This is a genomic window from Rhodanobacter aciditrophus, assembly GCF_042679525.1.
In the GTDB taxonomy this organism is placed as follows: Bacteria; Pseudomonadota; Gammaproteobacteria; order Pseudomonadales; family Marinomonadaceae; genus Marinomonas; species Marinomonas aciditrophus.
The window spans coordinates 72,963-97,832 of sequence record NZ_JBHTMN010000006.1 but is presented as its reverse complement, the minus strand read 5'-3'; the positions used below and the strand labels follow the sequence as shown (position 1 = coordinate 97,832).

Genomic DNA, 24,870 nt, shown 5'->3' with positions numbered 1-24,870 from the left:
CGATCTAAGAATGCTTTGCCACAGCGGCTTTGCCAGACTTTTTCACTTGATACATGGCACTGTCTGCCGCTTGAATCAAGGCTTCTAAATTTTTTCCGTGCTCAGGGTAGCGAGCAACCCCAATACTGGTGGTGACACAGACAGACGTTTCAGCACAGGACAACTCAATACCTTGTTGCACCGCGGCCAACACACTTTGAGCAACGTCCTCTATGGCTTCATCGTCTAACTTGCCTTCCAGCCAAATCAAAAATTCATCGCCGCCGATACGTACGACTTGCCCGACATTACGAACCAAGCGATCTATTCGCTCAGCAATGCATTTGAGTACCTGATTTCCAGCATCATGGCCGTAGCTGTCATTAATGTCTTTAAAGCCATCTAGATCCAAATATAGGATTGCCAAACCGCCCTTCTCAGATTCTGCCTGAGCAATCAGCTCGCGCTCTTTGGCTAGCATATAATGCATCGAAGGAATGCTTGTCACCGCATCGTAATGGGCCATTTGGCGCAACTGGTGCTGGGCTTTCTCCGCCGTATCCAATGCTTCATGCAACTGGGTAACATCATACTCGGACATCAAGAGTAAAAACTCCCCCGTCAAAGGGTGTCGAGTCATTCGCAGGTCTAGAGTGTGTTTTTTGATACCTTGTGATGTATTTACTTCACAGGTCCATTGACCGCCTTTGTCATGAATGGCTTGGGCTAGAACTCGCTGGCCCTCAGCCTCGTCAACAAAACGGGCCGTAAAGAACGACTTGTCTTCGGCAAACCCATCGCGTGATAAGTGTTTATAAGCTTCCGTAGCAGCGGGATTTTCCACAATGGGCTCCCCAGCAAAGGTAAAGCTCGTTACCAAGACACTGGTATAACGCATCGCTTCTACCAACAAAAGATTCTCAGGGGTTTCCCCTAAATTCACCTCTTCGTTCACAAAAGCAATGATGGCGCGATGCTTTTCAGGCCCCACTAATGCAGCACGATGGCGCATATAAATCGTTTTGGGCTTACCATTTGGGTAAGTGGTCCAAGGGTCAATGGTTAAACCATTTTTTACCGCCAACTCAAACGTCTGAGCCGTACGATCTTTCGCACCTTGTGTATCGCCAGAGAGATCTTTATTGATCAATTCATCCAAAGTCGTTAATCCCCAGAACTTAAGGGAGGCAGAATTGCCCCACCACCAGCCATGTTTGTCCAGATCGAAGATCCAAACCACATCTGGGATCAACTCAAACAGCTCAACCTGTGAGTGGTCTGATAAATGCATTAGATGGTCATATTCTGTGGACATAGAGAAGGGTTCAGGTACTTAGACAAATTAAAAACGATCTTTGAATCATAATGAGTTTACAACAAATGTCAGTAACAACATGTGAACAAGAGCCTATTCTTTGCCCTCTATTCCACTTGGTTAGAACGCAATAGGTTTAACAACACTTCTGGAATAAATTTACGGGGTAGACTGATGGCATAGAAGTGCTCAAATGCCTGAGGCAGAGACTGATACAACTGCAAACGTTTGCTTTCGATCTCATCTTTAACCACCACCGGCGGCATCACGGACAAATAGCCACTGTCTCGTGCCAGCAATCGCATCATGGCCATATCATCCACCTCGGCTTTGATCTCGGCACGATAATGGTGAGTTGCGCAGAAGGATTCAAAGACTGAGCGAATACCCATATTGCGCGCTGGAAGAATCCATTTTTTATCTTGATAACCTTCAGGAAACGCCCGTAAAGGTTGCTCACCATATGGGCCAACAATGGCCACAGACTGGCGCGCCACCAGCTGGTTTTGCCAAAGCACACCATGGACATCGTTGCTAAGCGCGCGATTGGTTAACGCTATGTCCAGCTCATGATTGGTTAAGCCTTCCATCAGGTCATTCATGGTACGAGCATACAGGGAAAAGCTAACGTTTGGTTCATTCAGCAAAGGGGTGATAAACGCCTCGATAAAGTTACGAGACAAGTGCATTTCAACGCCAATGTTTAGATGTTGATGGCTGGCGCTGTTGCCGCTTTTCAAAAACTGCTCCAGCTCCTCTCCGGTGGAGAAAATGTCTTGGGCATAGAGCTGCACTCGCTTACCCACATCCGTCAGTACGAGGCGACGTCCCTCTCTTTCAAATAACGGCTGACCAATGTTACCTTCCAATTGTTTGATCTGAGCAGACAAAGCGGATTGTGAAATGTGCAATTGCTCCGCTGCCTGGGTCAAATGACCTATACTCGCAACACGCCAAAAGTAATATAAGTGGTGGTAGTTCAAGCGTGACATAGCAACCCCATGGGACCCATAACAGAAAGCATCAATGGTATTTAAAAATACATAACCAAAACAGAACGATTTGTTTAAATATATGTATTTTTATTAACTTTTATACGCTGGCATAATGGATTCCATGGCAATAAAGGACGACCCAAGCTCGACATGACCTTCTTTACTTTTTTACTTCCTATACTGTTTGCACTGACTGGCATCGCCTGTGGACTCCAACGTTGGCAAAAACATGCTGCCAAAATTGCCCTATGGGGATCGCGCATTGCTCCTGTGATCCTATTAATAAGTTTAATCTCTTGGATGTTCCAAGCCCCAAGCCGCCTTGCATTAGCCCTAGACGCCCCAGTGAATGGCACCATGCTGAGTGCGTTAATGCTGATCCTTGTGGTGTTTATGGCTTGGATTCTTGTACAGTTCTCCCAGCATTACATGGCGGGTTCCCAGCGAGTGAGTCATTACTATCGTTGGTTGATGCTGACCCTTAGCGCCGTAACTCTGACCCTGACCAGCAACCATTTATTAGCCTTCTGGGCCGGTTGGATGGGCATTAGTTTAGGGCTTCACTTCTTACTGACCTATTACCCAGACCGTCATCGCGCCATCATTGCTGCCCATAAAAAGTTTATCCTGGCGCGGGTGGCTGAAATCTCACTTTTGGTCGCCTTCTGGCTCTTATCCCAAGCCCATGATAGCTGGTATATCACTAACATCATGGCGCAAATGGATGAACCTCTCACTTGGCAAGAGCAAGTCGCTTCCATTTTGATCGCCGTGGCAGCTTTAATGAAATGTGCTCAGCTGCCAGTCCATGGTTGGTTGATGCAAGTAGTTGAAGCCCCAACGCCAGTCAGTGCCCTATTGCACGCAGGCATTATTAACCTTGGTGGTTATCTCGTTTTAACCTTCTACCCATTGCTGCATTTGAGTGGATTGGCCATCTGGTTGCTACTGATCGTGGCCGGTTTGACCACCCTTGTCAGTGCCTTGATCATGACCACCCGTATCAGTGTGAAGGTACGCTTAGCCTGGTCCACCAGTGCGCAAATGGGCTTAATGCTGCTGGAATGTGCCCTAGGCTTGTATGAACTCGCGATCCTTCACTTGCTCACTCACTCGGTTTACAAGGCCCATGCTTTCTTAAATTCAGGCAGCGCTGTACAGGAGTTTCTACAGCGCAAGCTGGCACCAGATGAGTCACCTAACTATTTATCGTGGATTGCCGCAGCAGCCTTCAGTGTTGTATCTGTCACCCTGGCGATATGGTTCTGGGGATATCACGGTCCAATGAGCCCTTGGTGGCTGTTTGCTTTTGCCCTCACTATCCTAGTGGCACAAGGTCGCAGCGTACCTCGTCCAGCTCATTTGGTACGCCTTGGGGCTGTTAGCCTTGGGTTAGCATTGCTGTATGGTGGCCTCAAAACCGTTATGGGATGGCTATTACAAAACTCCCTTGAAGGTCATGCAACAACCCATACCGTAGCGGCCTACAGCGCGCCAGATTTATGGGCCTGTGCACTCTTTATTGCCCTAGTAGCACTGGCTATTTGTCTACGTTACTACGCCCATTTACCCTGGGTGCGTCAATTTTCAACGGCACTGTTTGCAGGCTTTTATCTGGATGAATGGTTCACCAAAGTGACTCTACAGATTTGGCCAGTGCGCTTACCTGCCCACTCAAAAGTGAAACACCAAAGCAACAAGTTTGGTCTGACTAAGTTACCGAAGAAATGGAAAAAATAGTTATGGAAGCCTCAACGTCTAAATCACTTTCTGAAAGCCAACAACAGGCGCTTTCGATTGCGACCCAGAGCATTGCCCCTAACTGGCCTTTGGATCGAATGATCGCCGTGAACCCACTTTGGCAACGTATCGATCACCATTTTAATCAAGTGGCCGCAGATGTTTCTTGGTTGGCCAGTGCCCGTTGTCATATGGATCAAGCCACTTATTACGCCTGGTACAAAGACGGGCGCATTGATGATAGCGCTTTAGAAAAGGCTGCCGCAGAGTACGATCTAGAACTCCGTGGTGATGAATTGATGGGGTATTTAATAACCCCCGAAAAACGCCCCGACAGTTGGCGCAACATAGCGGATTGGGCGGATCTTTCCCGCTCCGAAAACAAGATGTCTTGGCACGATGAAATCACCCATCAGATCAGTCAATTCTGTGCCGCTCATTACCAGCAACAACGGCCCATGTTGCAACGTCAGTACCGCGAACAGTCCATGAACCTGTACCAACACTGGCTCTACATTACCCGCCAGGATCGCGGCCTAAGCATCATCATGTCAGAGGACGAACTGAACAAAGAATTCGACCAACTGCCTGAAAACCAAGAAGAACTGATTGCCCTAGTGATCAAAGAATTCGGTCTATCAGACGCTGCCTTAAGTCTCTATTGCCAAGCCCTATTGCTGGACATAAATGGTTGGGGGGCGTATCTGGCCTACCGTCGGTTTGAAGCGGAGAAATCCGGCAGCCAAGATCAAGACATCTTGTCCTTATTAGCCATTAAATTGGCTTGGGAATGGGTGGTTTGGCGCTACATGAGCCGCCATCATCAGGACGATTTTGATATTTTGACCCAGCGCTGGGATAACCAACTGCGCAACATGCATGACCTAGGTGGACAGCACAAGATAGCCCTATTGCCGCAAATGATCTGGGCACGCGCTTTGGAGCTGAGCGAACAAACAGACCTAGTAAAAAAACTGCGCAGTCACCACCCTGAGCCAGCTAACACCCCAAGCATGCAGGCGATTTTCTGTATTGATGTCCGCTCAGAAGTCTACCGTCGCGCCCTAGAGCAACTGAGCCCAAACATCGAGACTTACGGGTTTGCAGGCTTCTTTGGTCTACCCATTGAATACCAACAAGCAGGTACCCAGAGCTTTCGCCCACAACTTCCGGGCCTGATTGCCCCCAGCGTACAAGTATTTGAATCCCACACGGATGAAGAATTACTCAATGAAGCCTCTCGGGAAGCCAGCTGGCACCGTTGGGGCTCCACGGCAGTCGCCACCTTTTCCATGGTGGAATCCATGGGCTGGTGGTACGCCTTTAAGATGTTCAAAAACACCTGCCTCGACCTTTTCAGCCATCAACATGCTGAAGAAGCAGCCAAGCCACCCAAAACCGTAAACTGGTCCCTAACCCGTCAGGGAACAGCGTTAACCGTACAAGACCAAGCGGAGCTCGCCAAAGGCGTCCTTGACGTCATGGGACTCAAGTCCTTTGCCGAAACCATCTTGCTGGTAGGCCATGGCAGTAACAGCCGTAACAACCTGCAAAGCGCAGGGCTAGAGTGTGGCGCTTGTGGCGGTCAAAGCGGTGAGATTAACGTGCGCGTATTGGCTCAACTGTTAAACGATGCTGGCGTTCGTGAGGCACTGCGCTCCCTAGGGTATGACCTACCAGATAACACCCAATTTGTGCCTGCCCTACACAATACCATTACGGATCACGTGACCTGCTACCTGCATCCAAAGCAGGAAGGTGTCATTCATTGGTTACAGCAAGCCACCTATTTTACCCAACAAGAGCGGGCACTAGATTTAGACCCTAAGTTAATGGATATGGATAAGGTGGAAAGGGATCATGCCTATCAATTGAGAGCGAAGGATTGGTCGCAAACTCGTCCTGAGTGGGGCTTGGCAAACAACAACGCCTTTGTCATCGCGCCGCGTGCCCTAACCCGAGGATTGGACCTCCAAGGCCGTAGCTTCTTACATGATTACCAAGCAGATAAAGACCCAGATGGCAGCATCTTAGAACGTCTTTTGACAGCCCCTATGCTGGTGACCCATTGGATCAACATGCAGTACAACTTATCCACGACAGACAACTTCAAGTTTGGCAGCGGTAACAAAGTACTGCACAACGCAGTGGGGGAACACATTGGCTTGTTTGAAGGCAATGGTGGTGATTTGCGCATCGGGCTTGCGACCCAATCCATTTATGACGGCGAGCGCTGGATGCACACCCCAGAGCGCTTAAACGTTTTCATCCATGCTCCAAAAGATCGCATTGTTGAGCTGGTTAAAAAGCACTCGGTACTCAGCCATTTGGTTGATAACGAATGGCTGTATTTATTCCAGTGGCAGGATCAACACATTGCGCGACTTTATGAAGGTGATTGGCAGCCGATGTAACGGCTGCCTCAATGAACCCTCTTTTCACAAATTAGATACCGCCGCGTATGTGTTCACGTACCCGCTCTTGATAAAACTGCGCTAATTGCTTGTGCAAGACACTGTCTAGGGGCGCCAAGTCAGAGGCTTTTGCATTACGCTCAATCTGGGCGGCAGAAGAGGCTCCCGCAATCACACTCGTCACCTGAGGTTGATCCAGAATCCAACGTAATGCTGCATCCAGCAACGCCATATCATTAGGCAGCAAAGCCTGTGCCTCATTGGCTAGGGCCACCCCTGTTGCATAGGGCAAGCCATTAAAGGTTTCACCAACGTGGAAGGCTGCCCCATCTTGGTTGTAGGATCGATGGTCCGTCTCGGCAAACTGACGATCTAGGGTCATCTTGCCTGACAATAGGCCACTGGCGAGGGGCAAACGCACTATGATGCCCACGTTATTTTGCTCCGCAATGGGGAACAACTCGGTGATGGCATCCTGTCGAAACATATTGAACAATACCTGTAGTGACGCCACTTTCGGATGCTGCACAGCAAATACCGCCTCATCAATCATCTCCACACTGGCGCCAAAGTGACGAATCAAGCCTTCTTGCTGTAGGTCTTCCATCCACGCCAAAATATCCCCAGCAAACAAGACCTCTCGGGGAACACAATGAAGCTGAGCCAAATCAATTGCCTCAACGCCCAAGCGTCGTGCCGATGCTTCCAAACTGGCACGCACAGATGCCTTGCTATAACCCGACGGATACAAATCAGGATTACGTCCTACCTTGGTTGCGATAAAAGGCTTCTCTGATAATTCCCCGCGCCATTGACCAATACGCTGCTCAGATATGCCGCCCCCGTACACGTCAGCGGTATCAAAAAAATTCACCCCATGGCGCTGGGCCGTTTGCAAAATGTCCTGAGCCATTTGCTCTTCCACTGGCCCAAAGTCGTTGCCTAATTGCCAGCATCCTAAGCCGATTTCAGAGACCTTGAATCCTGTTTTACCTAATGTTCGATACTTCATAACACCCCCAATGGTTCGGCTTTGTTCGATATCTAAATAGTGTACCCTGACAAAGATTGTCTATAATCAGCAATACATTTAACCCATTGGTAAGTCAGATTTAACAATATGCCATCTACCCTACCCTTCGGTATTGAAGAATTCTTGCTCGTTGCTGAACATCAAAGCTTCACTGGCGCGGCCCAAAGTCTTGGTTTATCCCGTGCGCGAATCTCCCAAGTCATTCGGCAGCTAGAACAAACCTTAGGGATTCAATTATTCCATCGCTCCACGCGAGTGATTTCACTCACCAGTGCTGGGGAAGTGTTTTATCAACAATGCCGCACGGGCATCGATCAATTGTATTTCGCTGTGGAAAACGCCCAAGATATGCACAGCAATCTCAGTGGCGTGATTCGAATCAACTCTGTGGGAGGCTTGTTTGGTGAACAAATTCTAGCGCCAGTCTTAGCACAGTTTATGAAGCGACACCCAGAGGTGCAGATTGAACTGGACTTTTCCAGCGTTCGAGAAGATGTGATTGAAGCGAAGTTTGACTTGGTGGTGCGTATGGGGACCTTGTCCGATTCCTCCCTCATTGGCCGCCCGTTAACGCATTATCAGAACTATCTGGTAGCGAGTCCAGATTACCTTCTAAACACTGAGCCTTTAAACCATCCTAGGGACCTACAACATCATGCGTTGATTAATGGCAGCATCAAAAAGTGGACATTGCAGCATCATGAAAATCGAGAGAAGCCTTACGAAGTCACTGTCCAAGCCAAGGTACAATGTAGCAACGGGCATGTGGCCCATAGCTTTGCCTTGGCAGGCTTAGGGATCACTCGCCAACCCAGCTATTATGTTGAACAAGCCTTATCAAATGGCCAGCTGGTGCAGGTACTCGCTGACTGGTCCCTCGGACAAACCACCGCCAGCTTGGTGTACCCTAAGGCCCGCCACCCAAGTGCCCGGGTGAAGGCCTTAATTGAGTTTTTAACCAGCGCCTTTGCCAATGACCCCCAGGGGCAAATCAACTCGTTGCACTCACGTACACAGGCTTCGAGCAAGCCCTAGGCTAAACCTCAAGGGCTTGTTTGATCTCAGACCAATCTGCTGCGCTAGGTGACACCTGCTTGGGAAGATCCTGGTGATACAAGGCAATCAGCTGACTTGCAATGGACACAGCCACTTCCATTGGGCGTTTACCCGGTACATCTTGCGCGCCTACTGGACAGGTCATGTGAGCGATATCAGTTGGACTAAATTGGCGGTGGGCTAAACGTTGACGAAAGCGTCGTGCCTTAGTATCTGATCCAATCACCCCTAAGAAGCCCAAATCCCCCCGCTTCAGAGCCGCCTCGGTCAACTCATAATCCAACTGATGGTTATGGGTTAACACCAACATAAAGCTACCTGATGGGGCATCTTGTACTTCGTCTACAGGGGTATCTGTCAGACATTTATTCACGTTACTGGGCACATAATCTGGAAATTGCTCTTCTCGGCTGTCGACCCATACCACCTTAAGCGGTAGCTCTCCCAAAATAGGGATAAGGGCTTTTGCCACATGACCTGCACCAAACACCAATAGAGTCTTACTGGCGCCTGCAAAGTATTCAAACAACACAGACACATGGCCGCCACAACATTGACCCAGAGTGGCCCCCAGCGGGTATTGTTCGAGTGCTTGAGCCTCTTGTTCTGACAGCAATAATTCCCTCGCTTTGGCGATGGCTTTGAATTCCAAATGCCCACCCCCAATGGTGTCAAAACTGTTTTCTGCCGTGACCACCATCTTGCTGCCAGTTTCTCTAGGGGTGGAGCCTCGTGTACCAATGACGGTCACCAAGACATAGGCCTCACCTTTGCTTTGTAATGTCGCGAGTGCTTCTCCCCAATGGATCATGACTCACCTCCCCGAGCCATCTCGGCCTTTGTTGCCATAACCGCATGAAGTACCCGCTCTGGGGTTGCAGGCGTGTCCAAAGCAGGACTAACGTTATAATCAGACACATTGGAGATGGCATCCCTTAGGGCCGACCAAACAGAGATCGCCAGCATAAAAGGCGGCTCCCCAACAGCCTTGGAATGGTATACGGTCTCCTCGTCGTTATCACGCTCAAACAGATCCACATTAAAACGTTTTGGGGTGTCGCTGATGGCTGGAATCTTATAGGTTGCAGGCCCATTACTGGTCAGCACGCCTTTTTCGTTCCACTTCAATTCTTCGGTGGTAAGCCAACCCATTCCTTGAATGAAGCCTCCTTCAATCTGGCCACGGTCAACGGCTGGGTTTAGACTTCGCCCCACATCATGAAGGATATCCACACCCACCACCTTGTACTCACCAGTGAGGGTATCCACCACCACTTCCGACACCGCTGCGCCATTGGCAAAATAGAAGAATGGACGGCCTTTCGCTTGCTCTCGGTCGTACCAGATTTTTGGCGTCTTGTAGTATCCGGTGGCAGACAGGGACACCCGGTTCACATAGGCAAATTGTGCCGCCTCGGCGAAGCTCATGGACTCCCCTTCTCCCCAGTGCACCTTGCCATCGGCAAATGACACCTGCTCAATGGTGCAGCCCTTTTGCTCCGCGATGCATTCACTTATACGTTGTTTAAGGGTTAACGCTGCGTTTTTAGCGGCTTGACCATTTAGGTCTGTACCGCTTGAGGCCGCCGTCGGTGAGGTGTTTGGCACCTTATCTGTGCGAGTAGCCGTGATTTGAATCTCATTGGGATCAATGGACAAGGCTTCCGCGACGATCTGGATAATCTTGGTATGCAGGCCTTGCCCCATTTCCGTACCACCATGATTCACTTGAATGCTGCCATCCGTGTAAATATGAATCAGGGCACCGGCTTGGTTCAGGTGCTGCAGGGTAAAGGAAATACCAAATTTCACTGGGGTCAGAGCCAAACCCCGTTTTAACACCTTGCTTGTACTATTCCATTGAGTGATCTCATCTCGACGGGCGCGATAATCGCTGGATTGCTCAAGCTGCTCAATCAACTCAAGTAACACGTTATGCTCCACTTGCTGATGATAAGGCGTCATATCACGCCCCGCGCCACCGTAGAGATTGCGTTTACGAATATCTAAAGGATCACATCCAATGACACGGGCAATATCGTCCATGGCGCGTTCAATAATCATCATCCCTTGGGGGCCACCGAAGCCCCGAAACGCTGTGTGAGACACGGTATTGGTCATACAGCGATGACCTGCAATGGCCACATCGGGTAGATAATAGGCGTTGTCCGCATGGAACATGGCCCGATCGACAATGGCATCTGACAAATCCGGGGAGTGACCACAATCTCCCGCCACCATGATGTCAGCCCCTAAAATCAGCCCTTGCTCATCGAAGCCAATATCATAGGCGTTGTAAAACGGATGACGTTTTCCCGTCATGGACATATCGTCCACCCGTGGCAGACGCACTTTGACGGCTCGTCCGGTTTTCATTACCAGCAAGGCCGCCATACAAGCCCAAGCGGCGCCTTGGCTTTCTTTGCCACCAAAACCGCCCCCCATACGGCGCATATCGACCGTAATGCGATTTAGAGGCACATTCAGCACTTCCGCCACCAGCTTCTGTACTTCACTGGGGTGTTGAGTGGAGCTGTAAACCAACATGCCACCGTCTTCAGCGGGCACTGCCAAGGCCGCTTGCCCTTCTAAATAAAAATGCTCCTGCCCACCCACATGTTGTTTAGCCTGTAAACGGTGGGGCGCATTCGCCAGCGCCGCGTCTTGATCCCCCCGTTTCATAAAATGGGAAGGACGCACAAACTGCTGCTCCCCCAAGGCTTTCGTCACATCCAATAAAGGTGTCTCTTCTTGATACTGGATGATCGCTTTACGAGCCGCTCGACGGGCTTGTAACTCGGTAGCGGCGGCCACCACAAAGATTGGCTGACCTTGGTATTTCACCTCGTCACTGGTTAATAGGGGATCACCACCAAAAACCGCACCAATATCAATGTGTCCTGGAATGTCTTGCACTTCCAAAACATCCACCACCCCTTCACTGGCTCGCACAGAGGCTAGATCCAATGCCATAATGCGGCCTTTGGCGATAGAGCTGTAACCTACCGCCCCATACAAGGTGCCACGGGGTTCTTGCATGTCGTCCACATAGACGGCCGTGCCTGCCACATGTTTGGGAGCACTCTCGTGCTTTTTAGACACACCTGTGGCGCCCGTTTTCGTCTGCTTGGTATGTGAGATGTCGCTTAGATTACGCATATTGCACCACCTCCATAGCTTGCTCCTTATCCGCTCCTTGCTCATAAACGGCTCTTAACAGGAGATTTTGCGCCACCATCAAACGGTAAGTGCCTGTGGCTCGCACGTCGTCAATGGGCTGAAAGTCTTGAGCAAGGGCCTGTTGTGCTGCCACGATGCCAGCCTCGGTGAACGGCTGACCGATTAAAGCTTGTTCTGCTTTCAGGGCCCGTGCAGGAGTCGCTGCCATTCCCCCAAACCCTAGTCGGGCAGCCCTCACATGCCCCTCTTCAATGACCAATGCCAGAGCCGCGCAGACCGCAGAAATATCGTCGTCCAGTCGTTTTGACACTTTAAACACAGACAGCTGTTGATCCGGTTGTTTAGGAATTTCAATGCGCTCGATAAAGCCGCTTTCTGGTAATGCGGTGTGACGATAGCCTAAAAAGAAGTCATCAATACCAATGGACTGACGTTGATCCCCAGTGCGCACATGCAGTACAGCATTCAAAGCCAACAGCACAGGCGGGGTATCACCAATGGGGGAAGCGTTTGCCACATTGCCACCAAGGGTTCCTTGGTTTCGGACTTGTAAGGACCCAAGGCGATCCAATAGCTCAGCAAAGGCGGGAAAGTGCTGATGCAGCAAAGGTTCTGCCTCGGAATAACTCACACCTGCCCCGATGGTTAGAGCGGCATCACTGTCAGTGATCGTTAGTAGCTCCGCGACACGCCCAGTGTAGATCAAAACATTTGGCTGCTGCAGTTGTTGAGTCACGCTCAAGGCGAGATCCGTTCCCCCTGCCACCAATTTGGCGTCTGGATAAGTAAGTAGCAAGCTGGCCAACTCATCACTGGAAGTGGGCACAAAAAAGTGTCTGCCCCGGTAGGTAAGTTGCCCCGTTGGGGTTTCTGACACTAACGTCGTTAAGCGCTCCAATGTCGCCTGCTCACTATCACTAAATTGATCCTGCCCGCTTTTGCCTGCAAGACTCAGAGCCGCATCGATTATCGGACGGTAGCCGGTACAGCGACAAAGATTACCAGCCAGTCCACGCTCTACTTCAGCACGGCTGGGAGAATGGGTGTTTTTGTAGAGGGCAAACATAGACATGATAAAGCCAGGAGTGCAAAACCCACACTGGGAACCATGCAAGTCCACCATAGCCTGTTGCACAGGATGCAAGGCACCGCTCTGCTGCAAATGCTCCACCGTCAATAGCTGCTTGCCGTGGAGCCCACCCAGAAAGGTAATACAGCTGTTAACGTTACAGTAGCGTAACTGCCCATCGATTGCCTCAGCTATCACCACGGTACAGGCGCCACAATCCCCAGACGCACACCCTTCTTTGGTACCACGCTGCTCTGCAATGGTGCGAAGATACTCCAAAACGGTAGTGTCTGGGGAGCAATCGTCCAGACAAACCAACTCATCATTAAATAAAAACCGGATCATTTGATGGTTACTCCCTAAAGATTCGTCTTACTGCGCCACCATATCGCCCAATCAAAATCATATAACTTATTGATAAATATATTAAAGATTTTGGTTTCAGGTTTTAAACTCTGTTAATTAGTATGCCTAATTTGTCACAGAGCGCAGTATTTATTCTTCAAGGGTAGCAGGATTCCTGCCAAGTTTGACCGATCGGTTAAATATTTATTAGATTTTCGCTTAGAGCCTTTTCTGCTCATGGAGCTTCCCCAGCCCCAATGGCGATCAGACTCAGTATCAGGAACGTATTCAAAAGAATAAGAACCTTGGTGCTAGTTCGTAAACGCTATAAATACTCTATGCGAAGATTTGCTTGGGACCAAAGCTTCCATTCACCGTCTTCTTGCTTAAAGACTTGTAAGGACTCTAGGTCATTGTCACGGAAGTCAGGCCCCTCTACTTTTTCGGTGCGCTGTATTATACGGGCGTAAGCATAACCTCCCTCTTCAGCAACAAACTTATAAGACATTAGAGTGTAGGATAAGTCATGGACAGAAAAGAGCTGCTGTAACATCTGCACAGTTGCTTGATAGTATAGAGAATCCGAATGCATGGTGGACATAACAGCTTCCACATTTTCGCTTTCGGTGTATGTCATATTTTTTTGAATGAGAGCTTCGATCTCTTGCGCTGTATCAGCATAGCTCATCACCGGAACGGCTAAGGCGAGCGTTAAAATGACAGGCTTCATAAGCAGTCCTTACTATAGAAAGGCGCTCACACTAGCACGGCCTCATGAGGGAGGCCATGCCACTGGATGACAGTACCTCCCCTTAGCCATGATGTTTACAACCTTATTACCTGGTTCTGAGCAAAAAAAAGCCCCTACTCAAAGAGTAGGGGCTCAGATGAGACACCAGTCACCCGGCATCACATGACGAACGATTAAACGTCTAAGAAATCCATAATGCCTTCAGCGGCTTTACGACCTTCATCGATCGCAGTTACGACCAAATCAGAGCCACGAACCATGTCGCCACCGGCGAAGATTTTCTCATTCGTTGTTTGGAACATGAATTGGCCATTTTTAGGCGCTTTCACACGTCCACGAGCATCGGTTTCGATGCCGAATTTTTCGAACCAAGGCGCTGGGCTAGGTTGGAAACCAAAGGCTACAATCACCGCATCCGCAGGGATGATTTGTTCACTGCCTTCGATGATTTCTGCGCTACGACGGCCGTTTTCGTCCGGCTCACCCATTTGCGTTTCAACCACTTTCAAACCTTCTACTTTACCGTCACCAATGATTTCTACTGGCTGGCGGTTAAATAGGAATTGCACACCCTCTTCACGAGCGTTTTTCACTTCTTTGCGTGAACCTGGCATGTTTTCTTCGTCACGGCGGTAAGCACAAGTAACTGTTTTAGCCCCTTGACGGATAGAAGTACGGTTACAGTCCATGGCTGTATCACCACCACCGAGTACAATAACTTGCTTGCCTTTCATGCTGACAAACTCGTCTTCGCTTTCTTCAAAGCCAAGGCAGTGGTTAACGTTTGAAACGAGGAAGTCGAGCGCGTCGTACACACCTGGAAGGTCTTCACCTGGGAAGCCACCTTTCATGTACTTGTAAGTACCCATGCCTAGGAATACGGCATCGTATTCTTCTAGTAGGTGCTCAAATGGCACGTCATCACCTACGCTAGTACCCAATACAAACTCAACGCCCATTTCTTCAAATACTTCACGACGACGAGTCATGACGGATTTTTCAAGCTTGAATTCAGGGATACCAAAGGTTAGCAGACCACCGATCTCTGGGTTCTTATCGAAAACCACTGGCTTGACACCATTACGAACAAGGATGTCCGCACAGGCAAGACCCGCAGGGCCCGCACCCACGATAGCAACGGTTTTGTCTACAGGTACAACCTTAGACATGTCTGGACGCCAGCCTAGAGCAAACGCTGTGTCGGTAATGTACTTCTCAACGGAACCGATCGTCACCGCGCCGAAGCCACCTTCACCAAGGGTACACGCCCCTTCACACAGACGGTCTTGAGGACACACTCGGCCACACACTTCTGGTAACGAGTTGGTTTGGTGGCTCAATTCCGCTGCTTCAAGAATGTTGCCCTCAGACACCAACTTCAACCAATTAGGGATGTAGTTGTGTACTGGACATTTCCATTCACAGTATGGGTTACCACACTCAAGACAACGGTGGGCTTGGCCCTTTGCGTTAGTCTCTTCGAATGGGCGATAAATCTCCACGAACTGAGACTTACGTGTCAGCAGTGGTTTTTTCTTTGGATCTTTACGATCTACTTCAACAAATTGAAATACGTTGTTCAAGCGCTCTGACATAAGCTGCTATCTCCTGTGGCCGCGCACCGCGCGGCACTCTTTCAAATGGGTCAAACTGAGTTAGTCACGTTCTATAAAGCTCAATTACTCTGGACGTTGGCGAGTGTTCGCTAACAATTGTCCTAAGCTTGCGGCTTTTGGTTTCACTAACCAGAACTTACCGATGTAGTCGTAGAAGTTTTCTAGGATTTCTCGGCCCCAATCGCTATCAGTTTCGCGAACATATTCTTCGATCACGCTGCGTAGGTGCGAACGGTATTCTTCAGTTATTTCTGTGCCCACTCGTTGGATTTCGACCAACTCGTGGTTGTACTTATCTACGAAAGTACGGTCTAGGTCGAGTACGTAAGCAAAGCCGCCTGTCATACCCGCACCAAAATTGTAGCCTGTGCTACCTAGCACGGTGACTAAACCGCCAGTCATGTATTCACAACAGTGGTCACCAGCGCCTTCGATCACCGCATGACAGCCTGAGTTACGAACACCGAAACGCTCACCAGCCGTACCTGCCGCGAACAATTTACCGCCCGTTGCACCGTACAAACAGGTGTTACCAATAATGGCGGATTCTTGTGATTCAAACGCTGACCCTTTAGGTGGACGAACGACTAGCTTACCGCCGGTCATACCTTTACCTACGTAATCGTTGGCATCACCCTCAAGGTACATGTGCAGACCACCGGCGTTCCAAACACCAAAAGACTGACCCGCTGTACCAGTTAGCTTCAAGGTGATCGGTGCATCCACCATACCTTGGTTGCCGTAGCGTTTCGCAATCTCACCGGACAAACGCGCACCGATAGAGCGATCACAGTTGGTCACGTTAAAGCTGAATTCACCACCTTCACGCTCTTCAACCGTGTTTTGAACTTCTGCCCACATTTTCTCAGCCAATAGGCCTTGGTCATGGGGTGGGTTCTTAGTAACTTGGCAGTATTGTGGCTTGTCTGCTGGGATCGCGTCGTTGTTCAAAATTGGCGACAGATCCAAGTTCGCTTGCTTAGAGGTTTCACCTGGTAGCAGAGTCAATAGATCCGTACGGCCAATCAAGTCAGCAAGGCTAGCAACGCCTAGTTTTGCCATCCACTGACGAGTGTCTTCCGCCATAAACTGGAAGAAGTTTTTGATCATTTCAACAGTACCAATGAAGTGATCTTCACGTAGCTTGTCATCTTGGGTTGCAACACCCGTCGCACAGTTATTCAAGTGACAGATACGTAGGAACTTACAACCCATGGCGACCATTGGGGTAGTACCAAAGCCAAAGCTCTCCGCACCTAGGATCGCTGCTTTGACAACGTCTAGACCGGTTTTCAAACCACCGTCTGTTTGCAGACGAATGTTGCCGCGCAAATCGTTAGCACGCAGTGCTTGTTGTGCTTCCGCTAGACCAAGTTCCCATGGGGAACCTGCGTGACGGATAGAGGTAATGGGCGATGCCGCTGTACCACCGTCGTAGCCAGAAATAGTAATCAAGTCAGCGTAGGCTTTTGCAACACCCGCTGCGATGGTGCCCACACCTGGCTCAGAAACAAGCTTCACAGAAACCAATGCTTCTGGGTTCACTTGTTTCAAGTCGAAGATAAGCTGCGCTAAATCCTCGATTGAGTAAATGTCATGGTGTGGTGGTGGCGAAATCAGGGTCACGCCCGGTACTGCATAACGCAGACGTGCGATCAAACCATTTACTTTACCACCTGGTAGCTGACCACCTTCACCTGGCTTAGCACCCTGAGCGACTTTAATCTGCAACACTTCAGCGTTCACTAGGTATTCTGGTGTCACACCAAAGCGACCAGAAGCGATCTGCTTGATCTTAGAACGACGCTCAGTACCGTGACGCGCTGGGTCTTCACCACCTTCACCAGAGTTAGAGCGACAACCCAGCTCGTTCATAGCTTGCGCAAGTGCTTCATGAGCTTCTGGAGACAAAGCACCTAAAGACATACCAGCCGAGTCAAAACGTGGCAGGATAGACTCGATCGGCTCCACTTTATCTAGAGCAATCGGTTTCGCCTTATCAGACAAACCAAACAAGTCACGCAACATAGACGCTGGACGCGTGTTCACGGACTCGGTGTACTTGGTAAAGTCTTCAAACTGACCACTGCTTACTGCTGTCTGAAGGTTACGCACTACGTCAGGGTTAAACGCATGGTATTCCTGATCGTGAACGTATTTTAGGTAACCACCTTGCTGGATAGGCTTACGTGCTTTCCAAGCATTCGCAGCAACCGCAGTTTGCTCGCGTTGGAAGTCTTCGAAGGTTGCTCCTTGGATACGACTCGCCACTCCTTTGAAACATAGGCTAACGACTTTGCTATCCAAACCAACCGCTTCAAACAACTGGGCACCACGGTAAGACGCCATGGTAGAAATCCCCATCTTAGACATGATTTTCATCAAGCCTTTGTTGATGCCTTTACGGTATTTCTGATGCGAAATAATTGGGTCGCCCAACACTTCGCCTTTATCAATCATATCGTTGATCAAGCGGTAAGATAGGTATGGGTACACCGCTGTCGCACCAAAGCCTAGCAATACTGCGAATTGGTGTGGGTCACGGGCAAAACCAGTGTCCGAAATAATGTTGGAGTCACAACGAAGACCCGTTGCTGTCAAATGGTGATGCACTGCACCCACCGCCATTGGCGCAGGGATAGGTAGCAGACCTTTTTCGATCTCGCGGTCACTCAATACAACGATCACAGCACCGTTACGTACCACTTCTTCAGCGCTGATCTGTAGATTGCGAACCGCTTGCTCCAGAGAAATTTCCTCTGGGTTGTAGTTAGTGTTCAAACGCACTAGACGGAAACGGTGATCTTCCATTGCCAATAGGCGACTGTATTTACGTGGCGACAAGACTGGCGACGACAGAATAATACGGTTTGCATGCTTTGGCGTTTCTTCAAATAAGTTGCGTTCCACACCGATCAATGTCTCAAGGGACATCACCACAGACTCACGCAATGGGTCAATCGGCGGGTTGGTTACCTGAGCAAACTTCTGACGGAAGTAATCAGACACGGGACGAGTCTGGCTCGACATGACCGCCATCGGCGTATCATCACCCATAGATCCTACTGCTTCATGACCACTTTCAGCCAATGGACGGAAAATCTGATCACGCTCCTCAAATGACACTTGGAACATCTTCTGGTAGCTGGACATTTGCTCAGGAGTAAAGGGGATAAACTCCATAGAATGTTCTTGCAGCAACGCCTCAATGCGCAAACCTTCTTGCTTCAACCACTTTTTGTAAGGGTGAGCAGACTTCAGTTTGTTATCGATGTCATCTGTGTGTAGAACCTTACCGTTTTGTGTGTCCACAACCAGCATCTGGCCAGGACCAACACGGCCTTTCGACACCACATCTTCAGGCTTGTAATCGTAGGTACCGATTTCAGATGCCAAGGTGATGAAACCATTCTTCGTCACGACCCAACGGGCAGGACGTAGACCATTACGGTCAAGCATACAGATCGCGTGACGACCATCGGTCATTACTAGACCGGCTGGGCCATCCCAAGGCTCCATATGCATAGAGTTGTATTCGTAGAATGCACGCAAGTCTGCGTCCATGTTTTCTACGTTTTGCCACGCTGGTGGAATGATCATGCGCGCTGCACGGAAGATATCCATGCCGCCCATTACCAACAACTCCAACATGTTGTCCATGGAAGACGAGTCAGAGCCAGTTAAGTTAACCACTGGCTGCAGGTCTGCCAGCTCAGGGATCATTGGTGAACGCAGTTTGCTACCACGAGCCAACGCCCAGTTACGGTTACCATCAATGGTGTTGATCTCACCGTTGTGAGCGACCATGCGGAATGGCTGAGCGAGAGGCCATTTCGGTTCAGTGTTGGTTGAGAAACGTTGGTGGAAAACACAAATCGCGGTTTTCAGTTTCTCATTACCCAAATCTTTGTAGAAGGTTGGCAGATCAACAGGCATCATCAAGCCTTTGTACGCCAGCACCTTGTCAGATAGGGAACAAATGTAGAAGTTTTCGTATTGCGCCATTTCGATTTCGGTGCGACGGCGAGCCACAAATAAGCGTGTAGCAAAAGTACGTGCATCTAGACGATTACTGTCGACAAACACTTGCTCGATACGCGGAAGGCAGTCCACCGCAATACGACCTAAGCAAGAAGGATCAACTGGCACTTCACGCCAGCCCACAACGTTCAACCCTTCTGTTTCCAGTTGCTTAGTCAAGGCATCACGCTGCTCTGTTGCCAAGGCTTCGTCTTGATCTAAGAAGACCATGCCGACGCCATAAAGGTCAGAGAAAACGTGATTGAACAAGGACTTGGCTTCTTCACGTAAAAATGCGTCTGGCTTTTGAATCAATAGACCACAACCGTCACCGGTTTTACCATCAGCAGCAATACCGCCACGGTGTGTCATACATGTTAAAGATTCGATTGCGGTCTTAAGAAGGTCGTGACTAGACGTGCCTTCCATGTGAGCAATTAGGCCAAACCCACAGTTGTCTTTGAACTCGCCAGGACGATAAAGGCCTGCATTCATACACCAACTCCCACAGTTAGAATGTAGAAAACTCTACTGGATTTACTTCAAATTTGATTAGGTAGACAAGCATCGGACGTGCTTTAGAAAAGGTGTTTAAAGCCCCACCTAATCATTCAAACGGTGAGTCATACTACTCCGTGGTCCCCTGTCGCTCAAACTGCCGGGGACGCAGGATAGGGGAAATTAGGCTCTTTTAGGAGCCAAATAAGAACAGTTCTCATGGGAAAGTAGAATTATCTATGGTTCGGCTATAAGCAGGCAGAAAATTCCTCTGACTTCCCTAAGAATTCAGGCAAATATGGTTTTTTTTGCTTTTTTCTCTTTTTTTTTATCAAAATACGACGACAAACGTGCAGAAAAGTTGCAAATGATCAAAAAACCATCAGAAATGAGAGGTTATTGTGCTCCAACCTTAGCAATATCTTGCTGAATGCCACGCACACTTCTTGCCCAAGGGTTTAAGTCACGTAAATCCCTTGGCAAATTTTCCACTGCAGCGATGGCTTCACTTCGGTTGCGGTACTCACCATAGACCACAACAAACCAGTCACGACCATTGTGAACCGTCTGAAAGTAGCTAAATACCTCTAGACTACCTTGATCACGGATAAACTCCTGAACGGTATCTTTGTTGTGGGTTCCCAATAACTGTAAGGTATAACGGTTAGGATTACGCTCAGTCCATTGGGCAGTCTTATCAAAGCGATCCTGGGGCTCAGCTTGCACTGTGGGCTCTGGCTCGGAGACAGGTTGCGTTGCCTGAGATTGTAAAACAGGAGTCTCAAGTACTGGCTCACTGATATTCTCAGGTTCGCTAGTGGAAAGTTCTGTCGTCTCTCTCAATGGAGCAGATTCAATGGTTGGAGCCTGAGCTTGAGTGCTCGAGTTGGCACCTGAAGGAACAGCCCCTGTTGGGATCGGCGGCAGAGATAATGGTGCTTCTTGGCCAATTTGACGCTGCATCGCTTCGATACGAGCGATTGTTTCGGAGCTAGCCTGACGAGGCGCTTGGCTAATGGGGGCAATCGAGGTGGTCGTAGCAGCAGTCTCAGTGGATTCTTCTGGGTCATTAAAAATCACCGCAACCAAAATGCCTAGCATAACAACCGACAAGAGCGCCATGTGTACCACAGGAAAGCCAAATGATAGCCCTCCTTTAAATAAGCTTTTTTTACCGTCGTTGGCCTCTTTTGCCGAAGTCTTACCATCTCCCATCATACTTAGGGCGACTTTATTAATACGACCTGGCATTCCTTGGGATTGCTGATAAATCTTTTTTACTTGACGGTCATTGAAGGGAAGGTTGATACCACCTCCAATCGCTCGCACCCGGTGCAGCATATATGCTCGAGTTTGCTCTAAAGTAAATGGCGCTAGACGTAACTCATGGCTCAGCTGTTCATAGCGGCTTTTCTGATAGGCATCGAGATTGCGTGCAGGGGAATGTTCTGTAAACAGCGCAATGTGTGGCACTTCTTGAGATTCAGTGGCCAAGGACATCATGTCCATTAGCATGGTCACCGCATCCGTGTTTAGCTCATGGGCGTTGTCCACTAGGATAATCGCCTTCTGCCCTTTTCCTTCCATTTCGTGGGCAAATTTTAGCAAGGGACCGAAAGAGGATTCCCCCTCGGCATGCTCCAAGACATCTGCGTAACCTCTGTAGATGGCCTGCAACAGCTGCCCCGCTGTCATTAACATGGTGGCTTTTACATGGGAAATAACAGCGGTGTCTTTTTGCAGGCGAATGAACTCCTGCAAAAATCGAGTTTTACCACTGCTACTCTCTCCCATTACCACAGAAATAAGATTTGAGTAGCGGCTTAAATGCTCCAACATGCCCAGCTGTTGGTTGCGTTCTTCGCTGGCAAAAAAGACTTGATTATCGTTGGCGCCAAAAGGGTTCCTCAGCATCACTTTGGGCTGATGGTCCAAGGCTTCTTCTAGGTCGAACTGAAAGTTTGACTCCGCCATACTGTCCTCAAGTCGTCCGTATTATTAACTTGCTTGAGCCGCCGCTTCGATTGCGTCATCCAAACAAGCATTAAAGTCATCCAGAGCAAAATCGGATGTCACATAAGCCTCGCCAAGTGCCTTAAGCAACACGAATCGTAGACTGCCATCTAGTACTTTTTTATCCAGCAACATGCGGCCAATAAAGGCGTCCCGAGACATTCCCTTAGGAGGTAGTATCGGCAACTTTGCCTTTTCCAGCAAGGCAACACTGCGGGCCACATCTGTTTCCGTGACATTTCCTAGGCGCCAAGACAAGTCAATTGCCAATACTGTGCCCGCTGCAACGGCTTCCCCGTGTAACCAATTGCCATAGCCCATTTCTGTTTCGATGGCATGACCAAAAGTATGACCTAGGTTCAAAATTGCGCGAATACCGCCTTCTTTCTCGTCCTGTGCTACGACTTTTGCTTTCGCGAGACAGGATTCGTAAATTGCATGGGTAATCTTCTCACCGTCAAGCGTCATTAGGTCGTCAATATTATTCTCTAACCAAGTAAAAAACGGCGCATCACAAATCAAACCATATTTGATGACTTCCGCCATACCGGCAGAGAGTTCTCGCTCCGGCAAGGTATTGAGAGAATCCGTATCAATCACCACGGCTTGAGGTTGGTAAAAAGCCCCGATCATGTTTTTGCCAAGGGGATGGTTTACGCCAGTTTTCCCACCCACCGAAGAATCCACTTGGGACAACAGGGTGGTGGGCACCTGAATAAAAGGCACCCCGCGCTGATAGGTCGCCGCTGCAAATCCAGCCATATCCCCTACCACTCCACCACCAAGGGCAATGACAGTAGTGGTACGGTTGTGTTTGGCCTCTAGCAAAGAGGTCATGATTTGTTCATAGGTTGCCAAGGTCTTGTAGCGTTCGCCATCGGGCAAGATACAAGTATCCACTTGGTAATCTTCACTCAGCATGGCCACCATATCCTCTAGATAATGGGCCGCTACTGTTTCGTTAGTGACAATCATCACCTGTTTGCCGTGAATCGCTTCACTGAACAGGGCTTTTTGTTGACGAATTCCCGAACCAATGTAAATCGGGTAACTACGGTCTCCTAGATCGACCTTCAGCGTTCGCATTTAATTAGGCCTCCGCTTGTAAATGCTTTTTAATGGCTTCCATTACTTTGTTGGAAACAGATTTAGGATGACGCGAATCTGTCTCGACAATCACGCTTGCCACATCCCGGTATAAAGGATCTCGAATAGCAAATAAGCGCTTTAAGGTTTCTTTTGGATTGCCTTGTTTGAGTAACGGGCGGTGATTACTCTTGGAAGTACGTTGTAATTGCTGATTCACCGACGCAAAAAGATAAACAACAAGGGGTTGAGTCTTAAGTAGCTCGCGATTCTCCTCGCGCATGACGATACCGCCACCAGTTGCCAGCACAACAGGGGCTTGGTCTTCCTCAAGCATGGTTCGCAGTGTTTGAGTTTCACGTTTACGGAAACCGTCTTCCCCTTCTTTTTCAAAAATCCAAGGAATATCGGCCCCTGCGTTTTCTTCAATCACCCGATCCGAATCAAAAAACTCTCTGCCCAATTGTTGGGACAGTAGGCGTCCGATGGTCGTTTTTCCAGCACCCATCGGGCCCACCAGAATAATAGTGGGGGCATTAATCATTATAATGTTTACTTCGAAGTTAAACTGTTTTTGGCTGTTGCCTAGTTTACCGACATTTTTAGCAGTTTTGGCGTAATAAATACAAGTAATTCAACCTTTTCTTGCTTTTGCGTCTCCTGACGAAACAACTTACCCAAAACTGGCACATCCCCCAACACAGGAACTTTGCTTACGCTGACAATATTCTCTTCTCGAAAAATCCCGCCCAGCACAAGGGTTTCGCCATCTTTCACCTCAACTTGAGTTTGCACACGGTTGGTTTCTAAACTCGGCACTCCATTCACCATATCCCCCACTGCATCCTGATGAATTTTGAGTTTCATAAGTAACGTGTGTTCGTCTTTTACCTCTGGCGTCACTTCCAACACCAGCCCAGCTTGGCGAAATTCGACACTTAGATTTTCGTCATTCATGACTTGATAGGGAATTTCCGTGCCCGACTCAATCCGCGCGGGCTGACCTTCAGAGGTCACTATTTTAGGGCGAGCCAATACGGACGCTTCCCCTTCTCGCTCCAACCAATCTAACGTGGCCGAAAGAGTCAGTGAGTCACTGGAGCCAGAGATACCAAGCACCACTGGAGAAGAAGACAGATCCAAACCTGCACTGCCAATGAGGCCATTTCCTGCCGCGTCGATTAGATTTGCTTCCCAATTCACCCCTAACTGATGTTGAACACTCTCTTTGACCTGAGCGATCTCGGCGGCGATTTCGATCTGGCGCATAGGGCTATCAAGCCAAGTTATCGCCAACTCAAGGGGCCCTGACGGGCCGCAGTAATGGGTCATCAGGGCATTAGTGCGATCATCTACGATAATTTGAATACCCTGAAAGTACTGTTTGATATGGGCACCTACTTTATCTGCTTCCCCATGTCGCAGGCGCCAAACCTTATGATCACAATGGGCAGCCGCTGAAGGAGCATGGGCACTGTTAACAGGCGACCTTTTTGGCACTAGAAGCGCGATATCCTCTTGCCACGCCACCTCTAAATCCAACTGCATTGCAATGGCATCAAGAATCTGAGACCAGTCTGCATCACGAATGGCTAAGGTAACCTTGGCATCTATGCCTTCCTGCAACAGAATACTTTCACCGAGCTCAGCTGCCAGCTGTGGCAATACCTCACCTACAGGTTGATCCCGCACAAACACATCAAGGGGCCAAACAAATCCGCTCCAAAACCAAACACAAAAGACGCTCCATCGGGACATTT

At 49.1% G+C, this 24,870-nt stretch carries 16 protein-coding genes; 3 read left to right on the top strand and 13 right to left on the bottom strand.

Annotation, left to right across the window (positions count from 1 at the left end; genetic code table 11):
• Nucleotides 1-4: 4 nt before the first annotated feature.
• A complete protein-coding gene (locus ACFQ45_RS05170; RefSeq protein WP_377365917.1) occupies nt 5-1,294 on the bottom strand; it encodes a diguanylate cyclase in 1,290 nt (429 codons plus the stop codon).
• 107 nt (nt 1,295-1,401) lie between these two features.
• Nucleotides 1,402-2,286 (bottom strand): LysR family transcriptional regulator, encoded by an 885-nt coding sequence (locus ACFQ45_RS05165; RefSeq protein ID WP_377365916.1) that lies wholly within the window; start codon nt 2,284-2,286, stop codon nt 1,402-1,404.
• Nucleotides 2,287-2,439: 153 nt separating this feature from the next.
• Between ACFQ45_RS05165 and ACFQ45_RS05160 the strand changes: the two genes are divergently transcribed.
• Nucleotides 2,440-4,029 carry an NADH-quinone oxidoreductase subunit L gene (locus ACFQ45_RS05160; protein WP_377365915.1) on the top strand — a complete coding sequence of 530 codons (1,590 nt, stop codon included), beginning with the start codon at nt 2,440-2,442 and terminating at the stop codon, nt 4,027-4,029.
• Between the two features lie 2 nt (nt 4,030-4,031).
• The gene (locus tag ACFQ45_RS05155; RefSeq protein ID WP_377365914.1) at nt 4,032-6,443 is read left to right on the top strand and encodes a YbcC family protein; all 2,412 of its coding nucleotides are present in this window, start codon (nt 4,032-4,034) and stop codon (nt 6,441-6,443) included.
• 31 nt (nt 6,444-6,474) lie between these two features.
• On the opposite strand, the gene ACFQ45_RS05150 is transcribed toward ACFQ45_RS05155, so the two are convergent.
• Nucleotides 6,475-7,455 (bottom strand): aldo/keto reductase, encoded by a 981-nt coding sequence (locus ACFQ45_RS05150; RefSeq protein ID WP_377365913.1) that lies wholly within the window; start codon nt 7,453-7,455, stop codon nt 6,475-6,477.
• Between the two features lie 108 nt (nt 7,456-7,563).
• Here ACFQ45_RS05150 and ACFQ45_RS05145 point away from each other — a divergent pair, with 108 nt between their 5' ends.
• Nucleotides 7,564-8,511, top strand: coding sequence for a LysR family transcriptional regulator (locus ACFQ45_RS05145; protein WP_377365912.1), 948 nt, complete (start codon nt 7,564-7,566; stop codon nt 8,509-8,511).
• Nucleotide 8,512: 1 nt separating this feature from the next.
• Here ACFQ45_RS05145 and xdhC read toward each other — a convergent pair whose 3' ends face one another.
• From xdhC to ACFQ45_RS05095, 10 genes are all read right to left on the bottom strand, one after another.
• Complete coding sequence (gene xdhC, locus ACFQ45_RS05140) at nt 8,513-9,343, bottom strand: xanthine dehydrogenase accessory protein XdhC (RefSeq protein ID WP_377365911.1); 831 nt, start codon at nt 9,341-9,343, stop codon at nt 8,513-8,515.
• Complete coding sequence (xdhB, locus tag ACFQ45_RS05135; protein ID WP_377365910.1) at nt 9,340-11,691, bottom strand: xanthine dehydrogenase molybdopterin binding subunit; 2,352 nt, start codon at nt 11,689-11,691, stop codon at nt 9,340-9,342. Before xdhB ends, xdhC begins: the two co-directional genes overlap by 4 nt.
• Complete coding sequence (gene xdhA, locus ACFQ45_RS05130) at nt 11,684-13,126, bottom strand: xanthine dehydrogenase small subunit (RefSeq protein WP_377365909.1); 1,443 nt, start codon at nt 13,124-13,126, stop codon at nt 11,684-11,686. Before xdhA ends, xdhB begins: the two co-directional genes overlap by 8 nt.
• Nucleotides 13,127-13,451: 325 nt before the next feature.
• Nucleotides 13,452-13,856 (bottom strand): nuclear transport factor 2 family protein, encoded by a 405-nt coding sequence (locus tag ACFQ45_RS05125; RefSeq protein ID WP_377365908.1) that lies wholly within the window; start codon nt 13,854-13,856, stop codon nt 13,452-13,454.
• A 194-nt stretch (nt 13,857-14,050) separates the two neighbouring features.
• Nucleotides 14,051-15,472, bottom strand: coding sequence for an FAD-dependent oxidoreductase (locus ACFQ45_RS05120; RefSeq protein WP_377365907.1), 1,422 nt, complete (start codon nt 15,470-15,472; stop codon nt 14,051-14,053).
• Between the two features lie 84 nt (nt 15,473-15,556).
• Nucleotides 15,557-20,008, bottom strand: coding sequence for a glutamate synthase large subunit (gene gltB / locus ACFQ45_RS05115; protein ID WP_377365906.1), 4,452 nt, complete (start codon nt 20,006-20,008; stop codon nt 15,557-15,559).
• A gap of 399 nt (nt 20,009-20,407) precedes the next feature.
• Entirely contained in the window at nt 20,408-21,985 is a 1,578-nt protein-coding gene (locus ACFQ45_RS05110; RefSeq protein WP_377365905.1) for an SPOR domain-containing protein, read from the bottom strand.
• 24 nt (nt 21,986-22,009) lie between these two features.
• Entirely contained in the window at nt 22,010-23,110 is a 1,101-nt protein-coding gene (gene aroB, locus ACFQ45_RS05105) for a 3-dehydroquinate synthase (RefSeq protein ID WP_377365904.1), read from the bottom strand.
• A 4-nt stretch (nt 23,111-23,114) separates the two neighbouring features.
• Entirely contained in the window at nt 23,115-23,654 is a 540-nt protein-coding gene (locus ACFQ45_RS05100) for a shikimate kinase (RefSeq protein WP_377365903.1), read from the bottom strand.
• A 41-nt stretch (nt 23,655-23,695) separates the two neighbouring features.
• Nucleotides 23,696-24,868, bottom strand: a complete 1,173-nt coding sequence (locus ACFQ45_RS05095; protein ID WP_377365902.1) for a hypothetical protein — start codon at nt 24,866-24,868, stop codon at nt 23,696-23,698.
• Between the last annotated feature and the right edge of the window lie 2 nt (nt 24,869-24,870).